General features: G+C 75.8%; 13 protein-coding genes. 8 read left to right on the top strand and 5 right to left on the bottom strand.

Annotated features, from left to right (window positions below):
* Positions 1-270: 270 nt before the first annotated feature.
* The 6 genes from gdhA to ABD358_RS02035 all read left to right on the top strand — a co-directional run bounded on the left by gdhA (position 271) and on the right by ABD358_RS02035 (position 7,342).
* A complete protein-coding gene (gdhA, locus tag ABD358_RS02010) occupies positions 271-1,596 on the top strand; it encodes an NADP-specific glutamate dehydrogenase (RefSeq protein WP_344629011.1) in 1,326 nt (441 codons plus the stop codon).
* Positions 1,597-1,809: 213 nt separating this feature from the next.
* The gene (locus tag ABD358_RS02015) at positions 1,810-3,924 is read left to right on the top strand and encodes a TerD family protein (protein ID WP_344629012.1); all 2,115 of its coding nucleotides are present in this window, start codon (positions 1,810-1,812) and stop codon (positions 3,922-3,924) included.
* A gap of 272 nt (positions 3,925-4,196) precedes the next feature.
* Positions 4,197-5,435, top strand: a complete 1,239-nt coding sequence (locus tag ABD358_RS02020; RefSeq protein ID WP_344629013.1) for a hypothetical protein — start codon at positions 4,197-4,199, stop codon at positions 5,433-5,435.
* 77 nt (positions 5,436-5,512) lie between these two features.
* Positions 5,513-5,644 carry a hypothetical protein gene (locus ABD358_RS02025; RefSeq protein ID WP_344629014.1) on the top strand — a complete coding sequence of 44 codons (132 nt, stop codon included), beginning with the start codon at positions 5,513-5,515 and terminating at the stop codon, positions 5,642-5,644.
* Positions 5,641-5,763 carry a hypothetical protein gene (locus ABD358_RS02030; protein WP_344629015.1) on the top strand — a complete coding sequence of 41 codons (123 nt, stop codon included), beginning with the start codon at positions 5,641-5,643 and terminating at the stop codon, positions 5,761-5,763. Before ABD358_RS02025 ends, ABD358_RS02030 begins: the two co-directional genes overlap by 4 nt.
* Before the next feature lie 130 nt (positions 5,764-5,893).
* Complete coding sequence (locus ABD358_RS02035; RefSeq protein WP_344629016.1) at positions 5,894-7,342, top strand: hypothetical protein; 1,449 nt, start codon at positions 5,894-5,896, stop codon at positions 7,340-7,342.
* Between the two features lie 10 nt (positions 7,343-7,352).
* Here the strand turns inward: ABD358_RS02035 and ABD358_RS02040 are convergent, their stop codons facing one another.
* Both ABD358_RS02040 and ABD358_RS02045 read right to left on the bottom strand, forming a co-directional pair.
* On the bottom strand, positions 7,353-8,021 hold the full coding sequence (locus tag ABD358_RS02040; RefSeq protein WP_344629017.1) for a histone deacetylase: 669 nt from the start codon (positions 8,019-8,021) through the stop codon (positions 7,353-7,355).
* Positions 8,022-8,115: 94 nt separating this feature from the next.
* A complete protein-coding gene (locus tag ABD358_RS02045) occupies positions 8,116-8,832 on the bottom strand; it encodes a DUF4232 domain-containing protein (RefSeq protein WP_344629018.1) in 717 nt (238 codons plus the stop codon).
* A 273-nt stretch (positions 8,833-9,105) separates the two neighbouring features.
* On the opposite strand from ABD358_RS02045, the gene ABD358_RS02050 reads away from it, so the two are divergent.
* Positions 9,106-10,587: a helix-turn-helix domain-containing protein gene (locus ABD358_RS02050; protein WP_344629019.1), complete on the top strand. Its 1,482-nt coding sequence runs from the start codon at positions 9,106-9,108 to the stop codon at positions 10,585-10,587.
* A gap of 155 nt (positions 10,588-10,742) precedes the next feature.
* Positions 10,743-11,342, top strand: a complete 600-nt coding sequence (locus ABD358_RS02055) for a TIGR04222 domain-containing membrane protein (protein WP_344629020.1) — start codon at positions 10,743-10,745, stop codon at positions 11,340-11,342.
* Here ABD358_RS02055 and ABD358_RS02060 read toward each other — a convergent pair.
* From ABD358_RS02060 to ABD358_RS02070, 3 genes are all read right to left on the bottom strand, one after another.
* Positions 11,339-11,881, bottom strand: coding sequence for a GNAT family N-acetyltransferase (locus tag ABD358_RS02060; RefSeq protein WP_344629021.1), 543 nt, complete (start codon positions 11,879-11,881; stop codon positions 11,339-11,341). The two genes, ABD358_RS02055 and ABD358_RS02060, sit on opposite strands and share 4 nt — an antisense overlap.
* Positions 11,882-11,905: 24 nt before the next feature.
* Positions 11,906-12,397, bottom strand: a complete 492-nt coding sequence (locus tag ABD358_RS02065) for a hypothetical protein (RefSeq protein ID WP_344629022.1) — start codon at positions 12,395-12,397, stop codon at positions 11,906-11,908.
* Positions 12,398-12,605: 208 nt separating this feature from the next.
* Positions 12,606-16,379 (bottom strand): nSTAND1 domain-containing NTPase, encoded by a 3,774-nt coding sequence (locus tag ABD358_RS02070; RefSeq protein ID WP_344629023.1) that lies wholly within the window; start codon positions 16,377-16,379, stop codon positions 12,606-12,608.
* Between the last annotated feature and the right edge of the window lie 57 nt (positions 16,380-16,436).

The raw sequence follows: 16,436 nt of genomic DNA on the forward strand, positions 1-16,436 counted from the left end.
CGGCCGGGAGGCGTCCCCGCCGCCCCTTTCCGTCGCGTACCGTGACCGCCCGGACGCCCAGCGTCCGAGTGTGGCCGGAAGGGTCGGAACGGCGTTCCACATGGTGGCCTCCCGTTGGGAAAACGCGGCCGGGACGTGTCACCCTGGAAGTCCGCAACGTCGACGATGACGCCGAGCACCCCAGGGGGGTGCTCGGCGTCACGCGTTTACGGGTCTCGCGGGGGGCAGCGGGACGGCGGACCCAAGGAGCCGCACCACCAAGGAGAACGCGTGATCGAGAAGCTCTACGACCGGATACTGCACCGCAACCCCGGTGAGAGGGAGTTCCACCAGGCCGTGTGGGAGGTCCTGGAGTCGCTGGAGCCGGTCTTCTCCCGGCGCCCCGAGCTGCTGGACGAGTCCCTCGTCGAGCGGCTGTGCGAGCCGGAGCGGCAGATCATCTTCCGTGTGCCCTGGACCGACGACGCCGGGCGGACGCACGTCAACCGCGGGTTCCGGGTGGAGTTCAACAGCGCCCTCGGCCCCTACAAGGGCGGTCTGCGCTTCCACCCGTCCGTCAACCTGGGGATCATCAAATTCCTCGGGTTCGAGCAGACCTTCAAGAACGCCCTGACCGGCATGCCGATCGGCGGCGGCAAGGGCGGCAGCGACTTCGACCCCAAGGGGAAGTCGGACGCGGAGGTCATGCGGTTCTGCCAGTCCTTCATGACCGAGCTGTACCGTCACCTGGGCGAGTACACGGACATCCCGGCGGGTGACATCGGGGTGGGCGCGCGGGAGATCGGCTACATGTTCGGCCAGTACCGCCGGATCACCAACCGCTGGGAGGCCGGCGTCCTGACCGGCAAGGGCGTCCTGTGGGGCGGCTCGCAGGCCCGTGCCGAGGCCACCGGTTACGGCCTGGTCGTCTTCACCTCCGAGATGCTCAAGACGCGCGGCGAGGACCTGGAGGGCAAGCGCGTGGTGGTCTCGGGCTCCGGCAACGTCGCCATCTACGCGATGGAGAAGGCCCGGCAGCTCGGCGCCACGCCGATCGCCTGCTCCGACTCCGGCGGCTACGTGGTGGACGAGAAGGGCATCGACCTGGACCTGCTGAAGCAGGTCAAGCTGGCCGAGCGCGGGCGCCTGTCGGAGTACGCCGAGCGGAGCGGGGCGCACTTCGTCTCCGGCGGCCGGGTCTGGGAGGTGCCGTGCGAGGTGGCCCTGCCGTCGGCCACCCAGAACGAGCTGGACGAGGACGACGCCGTGCGGCTGGTCCGCAACGGCGTGCAGGCGGTCGGCGAGGGCGCGAACATGCCCACCACGCCGGACGGCACCAAGGTCCTCCGCGAGGCCGGCGTCCTGTTCGGCCCGGGCAAGGCCGCCAACGCGGGCGGTGTGGCCACCAGCGCGCTGGAGATGCAGCAGAACGCCTCGCGCGACTCGTGGACCTTCGAGCACACCGAGGCCCGGCTGACCGAGATCATGCAGCACATCCACCGGCTCTGCCACGAGACGGCCGAGCGCTACGGCCGCCCCGGCGACTACGTGGCGGGCGCCAACATCGCGGGCTTCGAGCTCGTGGAGGAGGCCATGGTGGCGCAGGGCCTCATCTGACGCGGCCCGCGCGGCGAGACAGACCACCGACGGCCCGGCCCGGGGAGGCGACCCCCGGACCGGGCCGTCGTCCGTATCACTTGCCCGATTCGCCCCCGGAGCGCGTCCGCCGGGGTTAAGGTTCATTCAGCACGCTTTGAGTGTGCACTGAGTCAAGCAACGGTAAGTGGTCGTTCGTCGGTTCCCTGGCGCGACCGCGCCTCTGGGGGGCACATGCACGAGATGGTCAAGGGCGCCAACGTGGACCTGGCGGACCTGAGCGAGGACATCGACTCCGTGGCCCTGGGCCTGAGCTGGACCAGCGCCGCGGGAGACGGGGACGCGGACGTCTCCGTCCTGCTGCTGGACGCCGGCGGGAAGGTGCGCGGCGACGCGGACTTCTTCTTCTACAACAACCCGGCCGCCGCCGACGGCAGTGTGCAGCTCCTGGGCAAGACGCCGACCGCCGACGGCAGCGAGGACCGGATCAGCCTCGATCTGACCGCGATGCCGTCCGACGTAGAACGCATCGTGGTCGGGGCCAGCCGATACGGCGGCGCCCGGTTCGGCGAACTGGACGGCCTGAGGGTGACGCTCGCCGACCGCGCGGGCGAAGTCCTGCTCGGATTCTCCATCGACGACGCCGGAGTGGAGAGCGCCTTCATCTTCGGCGAGATCTACCGGCGGGGCGGCGGCTGGCGGTTCCGGGCCGTCGGACAGGGCTACGAGACCGGCCTGGCGGGCCTGGCGACGGACTTCGGCATCGACGTCGAGGACGACGCCGGGGACGACGCCGGGGACGACGCCGAGAACGACACCGGGGACACCGCGGGGGACACCGCGGGGGCCGGCACCGGGGGCGAGGAGACGGCGGTCCCGGACGCGGCGCCGGAGCCGGGGAGGACCGCCGAGCCGCTGCCCGCCGTCCCCGGCCAGCGGGACCGCCGGGCGGCGGCCGGACCGGCGCCCGCGGCGGAGGCCGCGGCGCCCGCCGGGGAGCAGGCGCCGGTCCGGACCCGGCGCCCCCGTACGGCCCGGAAGAAGGTCACGCTGCCCAGGGTCGCCAGGAAGTCCCTGGCCGAGAACGACTCCTGGCGGCAGGCCCGTCTCTTCCCCGTCTCGTCGCTGAAGAGCGACCGGGAGCGCGAGATGCGGGCGACCTCCATCCTGCTGTCGGTGATGGCCCAGGTGCCGGAGTTCGGCCGCCGCCTCACCGCCGCCTTCGGCGCCCCCGCGGGCCGGATGGAGACGTTCACGGAGGTCTCGCTGCCGCACGGGGACTCCCCGAAGCGCCCGGACGGCGTGATCCGCGTCGAGCGCGCGGGCAAGCTGTGGACGGCCCTGGTGGAGACGAAGACCAACGGCAACCCCCTCAAGGCCGAGCAGGTCCAGGACTACATGGACATCGCCGCCCGGCGCGGCTACGAGGCCGTGATCACGCTCTCCAACGACGTGGCCCTGGAGGGCAGCCCCCTCGTCGACGTCAGGATCGACCGGCGCCGCAAGCACAAGGTGGCCCTGCGGCACCTGTCCTGGGCCGAGGTGGCGCACCAGGCCCAGATGCTGATCCGCCACGAGGGCGTCGGCAACGCCGCCCACGCGTGGCTCCTCCAGGAACTCCTGCACTACCTCCAGCACGAGAACTCCGGCTGCCACGGCTTCCAGAACATGGGCCCGTCCTGGGTGCCCGTGCGCAACGCCATCGACGAGGAGACCATCTGCCAGGGCGACCAGCGGGCCCTGGAGGTCGTCGGGAGCTGGGAACGCCTCATCCGGCAGGTCTGCCTGCGGCTCGGCGGTGAACTCGGCCAGAAGGTCCTGCCCGTCCAGCGCGTGAGGCGCGGCGCCGACCCGCAGTCCCGCCGCGCCGCCCTCGCCGACGGGCTCTGCCGGGACGGGCGGCTCCACGCGGAACTGCGCATCGAGGGCACGCCCGGCATCCTCGCGGTCACCGCCGACCTGCGCACCGGCAGGCTGCGCACCTCCATAGAGGTCCCCGCGCCCGAGCAGGGCTACCCCCTCAGCTGGGCCAAGCGTCTGATCCGGCAGCTGGCCGAGGCCCCCGCCGACCTCCACGTCGAGACCCTCGTCGAGGGGGAGGGCGGCGGACCGCGCGGCACCCTGGAACGGCTGCGCCCCGAACCGGGGGACCTCCTGCCCGGGGACGGCGCCCGGATCACCGGTTTCCGGCTGTCCCTCCTCAAGGGCATGGGCAGCACTCGCGGCAACGCCGAGACGGGGTTCATCCGCAGCGTCGACGACGCCGTGCACCGCTTCCACGCCGGCGTCGTCACCCACCTGGAGCGCCGCCCGTCCCGCCGGCCGGGAGCCGAGGCCCCCACGGGATGACCCGTGGGGAAGCGGGGCCTTCCGGTGCCCGGACCACCGCGCGCCACGCGGTGGTCCGGGCACCGGCGGAACGGAGGCGCTGCGCGTGCTGCCGGGGCGCCGGACCTCCGGCGAACCGGCCGGAGACGCGGGAGAGCTGACCCGGCGTCACGGAGCGGGCGGACGAGTGGAGTCGGACGCGCGTGTCTGAACGCCTAAACGTCCGAAATCAACCAGAATGGTGGAAACTGCTCCATGATGACCATGGTTGTCCCGTTGCCGAGGAGCGTGTCATGCATGTCCGCGAAGGGCTCCCCGACCAGCCCACCCGCGTCGGCCGCATCGACTGGCCGAAGGAAGGCGACAACGGTACGTACCTCCGCCTGAAGAGCGGGCACGTCGTCGTCTTCGACCGGCAGCCCTGGCGGATCCTGGAGATCAACGAGTACCGCGAACACCCCTGGCCCCTCTCCTACGAGCAGGCCTGGCGCGAACACGTCGAGCTGTGGCGGCACTCGGAGCACCTGCGCCGGGCGAACGGGCAGGTGAACGTCCAGCCCCCCGACCGGGCCGACTTCTACCGGCGGCCCGTGATCCTGGTCCTGCGCAACGAGAACTTCCCCCGGTCCGCGCCCAAGCACTGGTGCGCGCCCATCGGCCACAGTTGGCAGGTCCTCCCCGAGCACTACGCGGTCTGCCGCACCTGCGGCGAACTGCCGCCGTGCAGCAACGGGAAGTACCGGGGGGAGATCGGCCCCCGCGCGGCGGCGCACGGCGAGGGCGGAGCCCTGTGCGTCCCGGCGGGCTGCTGCATCGGCTGCGCGGAACCCATCAAGCCCCGCATGCGGACGGTGCGCTTCCCCGGCCCCAACCTCTGGTACCCCGACCTCGGCGAGGGCAGCGCGATCTTCCACGCCCGCACCGCCTGCGCCGACCAGGTCGAGTGCTACCGCCTCCAGTGGAAGGCCGAACACGCCGCCGCGCCGCACCCGGTCGCCCCGCTGTGGTCCCTGGGCGTCCCCGACGGAACCGGCGGCTCCGACGCCGCGGAGAACGTACTGCTGCCGCAGACCAGGCTCTCGCCGGACACCGCGCAGTCCGTCAGGGGCTGGGGGGTCCCGGACGCGGACGCGACGGCCGCGCCCCGCGCCGACGTCCCGGCCCCCGCGTCCGAGCCCGCGCCCCCCGCCGTCCCGCCCGCCGTATCCCCAGCGCAGACGCCCGTCCCCACGGCGCCCGCGCCCTCCGCATCCCCCGCGCCCCCCGCACCCAGGTCCGCCGCACCCGCCACGGGCCCCGTGCTCTCCGCCCCCGTACCGCCCAAGCCGCCCCGGCCCGCGCCCGCCGCCCCACCCGCGGAGGACATCGACGCGGTACGCCGCCTCACCGAGAACCTCAGCACCTCCCTGGCCGCCGACCGCCCCGCCTTCCACGACGCGGAGCAGGCCGCCCGGGTGATCGAGGAACTCACCGCCGCGGTGCGCAACATCGCCCTCTGCCTCAACGGCACCGGCCTCCGCGCCCGCCCCTGACGGCCGGCGGCCCGCAGCCCGCAGGCCGTCAGGCGCGGGGTGGGCGTCCCGCCGCCGTGACGCCTACGGTGAGGTGCGTGACGGCCCTCGACCGCCTCCCGGCCCGGCTGCGGGCGCTGCCGCCGCAGGTCACGGACCTCCTGGTGGTGGCGGTGGTCGGAGTGCCCACGGCGGCGGACGCGGCGGCCGGCGGCAGGCGGACGAGGTGACCTGGGCGCTGCCGGCCGTCTCGCTGCTCGCGCTGGTGTGGCGGCGGCACAGGCCGGTCGCGCCGGCCGTGGGCCGGGACGGCGGCCCCGGACGGGACGCCACCGGGGAACGGGGCTAGCCCACCCGCCGTACGACGGTCATGCGATCGGACCGATCCGCCGCGCGTACCACGACAAACCACCGGAAACCGCATCAATCGCTGATAGGACGGGAGGGAACGCAGCGGACCACCGGCGGCGGGAGGCCATGTGGAGGCCGTGACGGGCTGGTCGGCGACACCCGGCAGGGTGTCGCCGGCCCTCGACCCCGGGCGGACGGCGGCGGAGGCCGCCCTGTCGAGAAGGGCGGACCGCCGGCTGCGGGCCGTGTGCGCGATCTTCGTCCTGGCCGCCGCGGCCCTGGTGCCGCTCACCCTGCCGCTCGGCTGGGACGAGCGGGTCTACACCAGCCGCTTCGGCCCGCACGGCCCCGCGACGCCCTTCAGCGCCCCCCGCACCCGGGGCGTCCCCCTGCTGGAGTTCCCGGTCGCCTCGTGGAGCGGCTCCGAGCCGCTGCTGAGGATCTGGCTGCTGCTCCTGGCGGGGATCGCGCTGTACCTGGGCTTCCGCCCCTGGCTGCGGGTCCTGGCCCGCCCGTCGGCCGTCTGGGTGGCGGCGGCGCTGTACGGCAGCGGGTGGATCGCCCTGTTCTACGCCAACTCCGCGATGCCCAACCACTACACGGCGATGGGCGCGGTCGCGGCGGTGGGCTGCTTCGCCCGCCGGCGCCCCTGCCACGCGGGGGTGGCCGCGGGCCTGGCGGTGGCCACCCTGATGCGGCCCAACGACGGCGCGTTCGTCGCCGCGCCGCTCCTCCTCGCCGCCCTCCTGGTGCCCGCCTGGCGCACCCGGGGCCGGATCCTGTCCGCGGCGGGGGGCGTCGCGGCGGGGGCGCTGCCGTGGGTCGTCGAGGCGTACCTGCGGTTCGGCGGGGTGGCGGAGCGGCTCGCGGAGGCGAGCGACGCCCAGGGGGGCACGCGTCCCGTCCTGTCCGTGGCCGCCAACCTCACCTCGCTGGACGGCCCGCTGCTGTGCCGGCCCTGCGACGGCGACGGCGTGTGGTGGGCGGCGGTGGAGTGGTGGCCGCTGCTCGCCCTGCTCACCGCCCTGGGCCTGCGGTCGGCGCGCCGCGCGGCCACGCCCGCCGCGCCCCTGTGGCTCGCCGTGGCCGTGGCCCTCGCCGCCGTGGCGCAGTACCTCTTCCTGGTGGCCTACGCGGCGCCGCGCTTCCTGCTGCCCGGCTACGCCCTGCTCGCCGTCCCGGCCGCCCTCGGCCTGCTCGCCGCCGCGGACCTCTCCCGCCGCTCGTACCCGGTGGCCGCCGTCCTCGCCCTGGCGCTGGCCGGCCACCTGGCCGTCCAGCTCACCCTGGCCCACACCCACGGCGGCATCCAGGAGAAGGCGCGCGAGGACTGGCGGCGGACCGTCGCGGTGCTGCGCGCGCACGGCGTGCGCCCGCCGTGCGTGCTCGCGGGCAGCGGCTCGGCGATCCCCGTCGCCCACATGGCGGGCTGCTCCACCGCGGAGACCGGGGCCCGGACGCGGGCCGACGCCCTGGTGCTGCGCGGCGGCGAGGTGCCGCGCTGGGCCCGCGACTGGCCGCGGTATCCCGTGCCGGACGCCTACCGGCCCCCCTGGTCCGTCGCCGTCCGCCCCTGACGGTCCCGCGTCACCCCGCCCGCTCCAGCAGGGCCGCCACGGCCCCGGGCGTCCAGTGCCCCTCGGCGCCCGGGCGCCCCGCGAGGAACCGGGCCGCCCGGTCGGCGCTCCAGCCGCGGGAGACGGTCAGCCCCGACGCCAGGTGCCGCAGGTAGGCGGCCGACGGCGGGACCTTCTCCACCTCGCCGCTCCGCCACGGGGCGGTGAAGGTCAGCACCGGCAGGCCGTCGAGCAGCCCGGGGCAGACCAGCGTCTCGTACCGGCCCGGCCCCAGCCGTGCCCGTCCGCGCGCCAGGACCTCGGAGAGGTCCAGGTCGGCGCCGGGCTCCCGGTACATCTCCTGGGCGGCGATGTCGGAGAACTGGGAGACGGTGAGCAGATGGGCCTGCGCGGGCGTCCCGCCGTCGGCGTCGGGGTCGTGGAAGGCCCGGCCGCCGGTCCACACCGGCGACTCGGTGGCGAAGTACAGCAGGCCGGGCAGCACGACCGGCAGCGACCGCCCGGGCGGCCGGCCGTCCCGGCAGCCCGGACAGGCCCGGGCGCCGCCCGGCGGCCTGCCGCCGGCGAGGTAGGAGGCGAGCCGCTCGCGGTGCATGTTCGACCCGTACGCCGCGTACCAGACGAGGCCGGTGCCGGCCGGGTGCGCGCCGGCGGGTCCGGGCCGGCGGGGAACGGTCATGTGTCCACTGTGCTCCCCGCCCCGCCCGCCGTGCCGAACAGGCGGACGCCCCGGGCCGCGCGGGGCGGCGGGGGCGTCCGGGCGGGGCCGTCGTTCACCACATCAGGGCGTCGTCCAGGTCGCTCTGCCAGTAGGTGACCCGGGCGTTGGGGCTGACCGCGGTGCCGTCCGGCAGGGCGAGCCGCACGGGCTCGGCGTCGACCGACCCGCCGTCCCGGTCGGAGAAGAAGACCCCGAGCCCGGTGACGTCGGTGACGTCCGAGTCCGCGGCGGTCGAGGTGGTGATCCCCGCGTGGGCGGACTCGCCGGGCGCCAGCGTGACGACCGCCTGCGGGCGGCTGCTCTCCACGGCCGGGACCGGGGCGTGGGCCTCGTCGAAGCGGAGGTACGGGTAGGCGTAGGCGTTGCAGGCGGTGTCCCCGGTGTTGGTGGCCGTCAGGAGCAGGTGGTTGACCGGCCGGGAGACGCGCCGCACGGTGAGCTCGGTGTTGGACGCGTCGCACGTCTCGGTCACGGCGGAGTCGTTCCCGTCCTTCCGGTCGCCCGAGGGCCGGTGGCCGGCCGGGTCGGCCGTGGCGCCGCCCCCGCCGGCACCGCCGTTTCCGGGCTCCTGCCGCGGGGTGTCGCCCCTGTCCTCCGGGACGTTGCCGTCCGGGTCCGTCCGCTCCGGGGAAGCGGGCGCGCTCTCGGCGGGCGCCCGTTCCTCCGTCTCCACGCCGGTGCCGGACTGGCAGGCGGTCATGGAGAGGGAGGCGGCGGCGACGAGCGCGGCGGCGACGGCGAACCGGGGCATGCGTCGGGTGCGGAACATGGGTGTCCTCGTTTCGGGTGGGTGTTTCGGACGAGTGGAGAAGCGCCGGACATCGGCTCCGCGGCGAGCTCCGCGGCATGTCCACCACCGTGGCCGTCCCGCCCCGGCTGGGACAACGAGATCGGCGCCATCCGGGACGCCGGGATGTCCCACCCCCCTCTGAACTGCGGAAACGCCGTCCCACCCGGGACGCCTCCCCGGCACTGCCGGGGGGTGACACGGAGGGACGGCCGGTGGCCGACCGCGGCCCCCGGCCGGAACGGGCGTGCTTGGATGGGCACGACACGCACCGGGGGCGACGAAGGGGAAGCGGTGGAGGCGGCTGACGAGACGGCCGGGTTCGCGGCGCTGCTGCGGGAGTTGAAGGACCGTTCGGGGCTCAGCTACGGGGCGCTCGCCAGGCGTCTGCACATCAGCACGTCGACGCTGCACCGGTACTGCAGGGGCGAGGCGGTGCCCCTGGAGTACACGCCCGTGGAGCGGTTCGCGCGGGCGTGCAGGGCGACGCCGGAGGAGCTGGCGGAGCTCCACCGGCGGTGGCGGCTGGCGGACGAGGAGCGGGGCCGGAGGGCCAGGCCGTCCGCTCCGCCGGTTTTGAGGGAGACCGCCCCGGAGGAGAACGCCCCGGAGGAGAACGCCCCTGGGAAAACCGCTCCGGGGGAACCGGCCAGGACGGAACCGGCCAGGGCGGAACCCGCCGCGGAGGGGACCGGCCCCGCCGCGGCACCGGAGTCCCCGGAACGGACCCCGGCACCCGAACCGATCCCGGAACCGGGCCCGGAACCCGGGCCGCCGGCCGCCCCCGCACGGGCCGCCGACGGCGGCCCTCCCCGGCGCGGGCTCCTCCGCGGCGGGCGCCGTACCGCCCTGCTCGCCGGCGTCTCCGTCGTCCTCGTCGCCGGGGCCGCCGCCCTCGCCGTGCAGCCGCTGACCGGCGATGTGGAGACGGCGTCGAAGCGGCCCGCGGCCACCGCCACCGGAGACGGCCGAAGCGACGGGCCCGGACCGGAGCGGACGGACCGCCCGGCGTCCCCCTCGGCCTCGCGGACCGGCGGCGCGAACCCGTCCCCCTCCCCGAGCGGAAGCGGCGGCGGGGACGGACCGGCACGCGACGGGGGGAGGCCGGAACCGTCCGCCACCGGCGCGCCCGGCGGCGTCCCGCTGACCGTCTCCGTCCGCCCGTACGCCTGGGAGAGCCCGTGCAGCCAGCACTACCTCGTCGACGAGTCCCCCTCCAGGCTTTCCCCGCCGCCCTTCGCCCCGGAGGCCCCCGGCTGGGTGGCGGCCAACGGCGCGGTCTCCGCCGACAGCCAGTACGTGGAGCTGACCGTCCAGGGCACGGGTGAGGAGACGGTCGTCCTCAAGGACCTCCACGTCCGCGTGGCCGACCGGAAGGCCCCGCTGGCGTGGAACAAGTACGCGACGGGCGTCGGCTGCGGCGGCGAGGTCTCCACCCAGCACTTCGCCGTGGACCTCGACGCCGGCCGGCCGGACGCCGTACCCGGACCCGGTCAGCGGGACTTCCCCTACAAGGTGAGCGAGGACGACCCCGAGGTCTTCTACGTCACCGCGAGCACGGACGCGCACGACGTGAGCTGGTACCTGGAGCTGGAGTGGTCCAGCGGCGACCGCCGCGGGACGCTCCGCGTCGACGACCGCGGCACGCCGTTCCGCACCAGCTCCGCCGAGGGGCGCCCCACGTACGCCTATCCGCTGGGGTCCGACGGCTGGGCGGAGGAGCCGGCCGGGGAGTGAGCCGGTCCGGGAACGTCCCGTCACCCCGCGCTCCGGCCCCGCCCGCCCCGGGCCGGGCTCAGATTTCCCTCTGAGGATCCGCCGCCCGGGTTCACCGCCCGCCCGAGTGGAGAAAACCGGTATCGGGGGAACATCCGGACGGACGGGGGATTCCAGTGCGCGGACCCACATTCCGGCGGGCCGGTACGGCACCGCGGCGGAGCCTGGAGAGGTACGAGGCCGCCTACCTGGCGGGCGGTCCGAGACGGGTGGCCGAGACCGCCGTCCTCACACTGAGCGGACTCGGCGCCGTCCACGTCAGGGCCACCCGGGTGCGCGCGGCGGAGGGGCAGCCGGAGCCCGGCCACCCGGTCGAGCGCGCTCTGATCGCGCTGTGCCCGCGCAGCACGAGGCTGAGCGCGGTCGTCACCGCCGTGGCCGGCGGCCCCGAGGTGGGGGAGATCGGTCACCGGCTCGCCGCCGACGGCCTGATCACCCGTTTCCGGCGCCGCCCCACCCGTGCGGGGCGGCGTCTGCTGGAGCGGGCCAGGCGGGACGGCGGCCTCCCCGAGTACGTCTTCGACGGCCCCGGTGCCGTCCCGGAGGGGAGCCTGCGGCACAACGTCCTGGCGGCGTCGTCACCGCCCGCCCTCCGCCGCGGCCTGTACGGACTGAGGATGGTCCACAGCGGCAACGCGGACGGGAGCGCCACCGCCCCGGGCCACTCCTCCGGGGACTTCTCCTCCGGAGGCGGCGGGGGCGGCGGGGGCGATTAGCGGGCCCGGCCCGGCGCCCGGTCGGCGTACAGGAGCCGCAGGGCGCCGGTGCTCTCGTCGACGCGCTCGCCGCACCGCGTGAAGCCGATGCGCTCGACGACGCGGCGCGACGCGTGGTTGTGCTCCAGGATCCAGGCGACGACGGGCGCCTCCGGCCGGACGGCGTTCCCGGCCCGGACGGCGGCCCGCGCCAGTTCCGTCGCGTACCCCCGGCCCCACGCCGAGGGCGTGAACCGGTAGTAGAGGTTCCAGCCCTTGCCGGGGAAGTGCTGGACGCCGCCGACTCCGATGACCTCCCCGCCGCCGCGGTGCCGGACGGTCCAGTACCCGAGGCCGTCGGCCCGCCAGGCGGCCTCGGCCGCCCCGATCCACGCGCGGGTCTGCGCGGGACCGGTGTGCCGTTCGGCCGGGGCGTGCCGCCAGGTGCCGGGGTCGGACGTGAGGGCGAACAGCCCGTCCAGGTCACCGGGGCCCACGGCCCGCAGCTCCAGCCGCCCGGTCGCCAACCGCTCGAATCCGGCCGCCCGTTCCTCCTCCACGCCCGCATCCTGGCACGGGAGCCGTCACCCCGCCCGCTCCCCGCAGTCCGGGGCCCCGCTGTTCCCGCCCGGGACGCCGAACAGCGAGAGGACCACGTCCTGCGCGGTCGACCAGGCGCCGCCGCGGGCGGCGTACTCGATCCTGCACCGGAGCGACAGCTCGGCGGCCCGCATGTGCGCGTGGTCGAGTCTGCCCCGGCGGTCGAGTTCCCGCGCCAGGAGGAGGAGCGTCGTGGGGTTGAGGGGGGAGGGGTGGAGGGAGCGGTGGGCGGAGACGAACCCCTCGATCCGCAGGGTCTCGCGCCTCTCCTCCTCGTGCTCCCACCTCGCCCGTTCGTACGCACGCCGCTGCCGTTCCCGCTCCGCCTCCCACTCCCGGCGGGCCTCCTCCGCCTGCCGCTCCCACTCGCGCCGTTGGGCCTCCAGCCAGGCCCGGTACGCGCGGACCTCGTCGTCCCGTGCGGTCGAGTGCCGCCTCCGCGGCCGGAACCACCGGCTGCCTCCCGGAACGGTCATCGTGGGCCTCCGTCCGTCACGCGTCCGCACCGCGCCGGGGACGGTGGTCGGGCAGGTGCGGGGCACCGCGCCCCCCGGCGGTGCGGTGCCCCGCACCGTCCAGTCCAGCGCCGGCCGGGTTGTTCGGCAGCCCGTTCCGCCGGTGTGAACAATCCCGGCCCGCCGGATCGCGCGGGACCGTGCCGGAACACCCGGACCGGACGGCGGTTCAGCCGCAGGGAGGGGAGAACGGCACCTGCGGCACGTACTGCTCCCACTGCCGCCGCGTCAGGGAGTCCCCCGTGACGGAGCAGACGCGCCGGGCCGCCCACTCGGCGTCCAGCCGCCACACCCGCGCCGTGACGTCGTAGCTGCCGCTGGCCAGCGTGGAGCCGTCCGGGGCGAAGGCCACGGAGGTGACGGTGCCGACGTGGCCGGTCAGGGGCTCGCCGAGCGGTTCGGGCCGCCCGGGGTCGGTGGTGTCCCACAGCCGGACGGTGTTGTCGGAGCCGGCGGTGGCCAGGGTGGTGCCGTCGGGGGCGAACGCCACGGTGCGCACGGGGCCCCGGTGGCCTTCCAGAGGCTTGCCCAGGGGTTCGGGCCGCCCGGGGTCGGTGGTGTCCCACAGCCGCACCGTGCGGTCCTCGCTCACGCTGGCCATGACGTCGCCGTCCGGGGCGAACGCCACCGCGTGGACGATGCTGATGTGCCCTTCCAGCGGTTCGCCCAGGGGCTCGGGCCGCCCGGGGTCGGCGACGTTCCACAGCCGGACGGTGTTGTCGGCGCCGGCGGTGGCCAGGACGCGTCCGCGCGGATCGAACGCCACGGAGGTGACGTCGTCCCGGCCGTGGGCGTCCAGGGGCCCGCCCAGCGGCCTGGGCCGCTTCGGGTCGGTGACGTCCCACAGCCGCACCCCGCCGTCCGTCCCCGCGCCGGCGAGGACGCGTCCGCGCGGATCGAACGCCACCGACAGGACGGTGCCGACGCGCCCCTCCAGCGGCCTGCCCAGCGGCCTGGGCTCCTCCGGGTCGGCGACGTCCCACAGCCGCACCGTGCGGTCCTCGCTCGCCGTGGCCATGACCCCGCCGCGCGGGGCGAACGCCACCTCGGTGACGGGCCCCTCGTGGGCGATCAGCGGCTCGCCGACCAGCGCGGGACGCGCGGGATCGCGGGTGTTCCACAGCCGCACCATGTGGTCGTGGCTGCTGGCGCTCGCCAGGAGGCGCCCGCCGGGGGCGAACGCCACGGAGTTGACGGGGTTGGTGTGGCCGGTCAGGAGGGTGGCGGGGCGCCGCCACAGTCGTACCGCCCTGTCGTGGCCGCCGCTGGCCAGCGTGGCGCCGTCCGGCCCGAACGCCACCGTCCAGACGCCGCCCGTGTGGTCGGTCAGGGGTTCGCCCAGGGGCAGGGGATAGGCGGGGTTGGCGGTGTTCCACAGCCGCAGCGTGTCGTCCTGCCCGGTGGTGACCAGGGTCTTCCCGTCCGGGGCGAACGCCACCGCGGTGACGGCGGCCTCGTGGCCCTCCAGCGGGTCGCCGAGGGGTTCGGGCCGCTTCGGGTCGGAGGTGTCCCACAGCCGGACCGTCGTGTCGTAGCCGCCGCTGGCCAGGGTCTTCCCGTCCGGGCCGAACTCCACCGACCAGACGGCGGCCTCGTGGCCCTCCAGCGGCTTGCCCAGGGGTTCGGGCCGCTTCGGGTCGGCGACGTCCCACAGCCGGACCGTCGCGTCGTAGCCGCCGCTGGCGAGCGTGGCGCCGTCGGGGGCGAACGACACGCTCCGCACGCCGTCCCCGTGGACGTCCGACACCGTCCCCAGGAGCTCGGGCCGCTTCGGGTCGGAGGTGTCCCACAGCCGGATCGCCGAGTCGTCGCCGGCGGTGGCCAGGACGTCCCCGCCGGGGGCGAACGCGGCCGAGACGACGCCTCCCCCGTGCCCCTTCAGCGGCCCGCCCAGGGGTCTGGGCCGCCCGGGGTCGGAGGTGTCCCACAGCCGCACGGTGCGGTCGAGCCCGGTGGTGGCCAGGACGTCCCCGCCGGGGGCGAACACGGCCGACAGGACGGGCCCCTCGTGCCCCCTCAGGGGCTTGCCCAGCGGCCTGGGATCCTCCGGGTCGGAGGTGTCCCACAGCCGCACCGTCGCGTCGTACGCCGTGCTGGCCAGGGTGTCCCCGTCCGGGCTGAACACCGCCGCGGTGACGATGTCGGTGTGCCCGGTCAGGGGGGCGGACAGGACGGCGTGGGCGTCGGACACCAGCTTGGTCCTCAGCCCGGGCGTCCGGCGCATGCGGTGGGCGGCCAGGTCGAGCTGGGCGGCGAGGGAGGACTGGGTGCCGCGCAGCTCGTCGGCCTTCGCGGTGATCTGGTGGAAGACCGCGGTGTTGCGCTCGGCCCGGGCGGTGGCCCGCTGCTGGAACGCGACGACGGCGGTGCCCGAGGCCAGCAGGAGCAGGACGGCGAGGACGGCGGTCACGGCGCGGCGCCGCACCGCGGTACGGTGCCGCTGCCGGACCGAGGCGGCGAGGAACTCCCGTTCCAGCGCCGTGAGATCACGGTGGCGGTCGGGTTCGGGGAACGCCTCGCGGGCCATGGCGAGCCGGCTGCCCCGGTACAGGGCTCCGGGGTCGCGCCCGAGGTCCTCCCAGCCGTGGGCGGCCTCGGTGAGCCGGCGGTGGAGGCGCAGCCGGTCGCGTTCGGCGTCGATCCACCCGCGCAGCCTCGGCCAGGCGTCGATGAGGGCCTCGTGGGCGAGGTCGACCGTGCCGTCGGCGAGGGTGATCAGCCGGGCCCCGGCCAGGCGCTCCAGGACGGTGGCGGTGTCGTGCGGGTCGCCGAAGCCGAGTTCCGCGCGGTCGGCGGGGCGGCGGGTGTCGGGCGTCCCGTCGCCGGGGGCGACCAGCCGCAGCAGGATCCGGCGGGCGAGGTCGGCCTGGGTGCCGGTCAGGCGGGCGAAGACGTCCTCGGCGGTGCGGGCCGCGGCGCCGCGCAGGCCGCCGGCGGTGTCGTACGCCTCCAGCGTCAGGATGCGCCCCCTGCGGTGCTGCCAGGTCTCCAGCAGCGCGTGGGACATCAGCGGCAGCGCGCCCGGCTCGTCCTCGGCCTCGTCGAGGAGGCGGGCCGTCAGGGACCGCTCCACCTGGAGCCCGGCGGCCGCGGCGGGTTTGACGACGGCCTCCCGCAGCTCGTCGCGGCTCATCGGGCCGACCAGCAGGGTGGCGTCCTGCAGGGCCGCGGTGAGCCCGGAGTGCTCGGCGCACCGGCCGAGGAAGTCGGCCCGCACCGCGACGACCACGCGCAGCCGGCTCCCGTCGTCCCGCGCGGCCAGCAGCCGGTCGAGGAAGGCCGCCCGCACCGCCGGGTCGTGGCAGAGCGTGTAGAGCTCCTCGAACTGGTCGACGATCAGCCAGGTGTCGCCGTCGGCGCCGGGCAGGGGCCGGAGCCGGTCGCCGTGGGCGGCGAGGGGGTCGGGGCCGGGGGTGATGATCCGCACGACCGCCGGACGCGGCCCGTCGTCCCCGGCCTCCCGCAGCCGGGGGATCAGCCCGGCGCGCAGCAGCGAGGACTTGCCGCTGCCGGACGGCCCGAAGACCGCGGTGAACCGGTGGCGGCGGGTGAGGTCGGTGAGCTTCCGGGCGAGCCGGTCGCGGCCGAAGAACAGGTCGGCGTCGTCCGGTTCGAAGCGGGCCAGGCCCCGGTACGGCGGCTTCGGCCCGTCGTCGTCCTGCGTCCGCGTCCGCCGGGCCAGCTCCTGGGCCGCGTCCCGCCAGCGCCGCTCCCACTCCTCGGCGTCACCGCCGCAGGCCCGTACGTAGGCCAGGGCGACGGGCAGCGTCGGCAGCCGCTTTCCGGCGGCGGCCTGGGACAGCGTGGTGAGCGAGTAGTCGGTCCGCTCGGCCAGGTCCCGGTAGGGGGGACTGCCGGCTTTCCGGCGCAGTTCGCGCAGTTCGGCGGCGAACCGCCGCACCGGTTCCTCGCCCTCCGGAATCCCGGATTCGGGACGCGGCATATCCCACCCCCAGTAGCTCCCCGTACAGCATCGCTCACCGTAGGCAGTCAGGGGGAT

It is taken from the genome of Streptomyces glaucosporus, from assembly GCF_039533345.1.
Lineage (GTDB): Bacteria > Actinomycetota > Actinomycetes > Streptomycetales > Streptomycetaceae > Streptomyces > Streptomyces glaucosporus.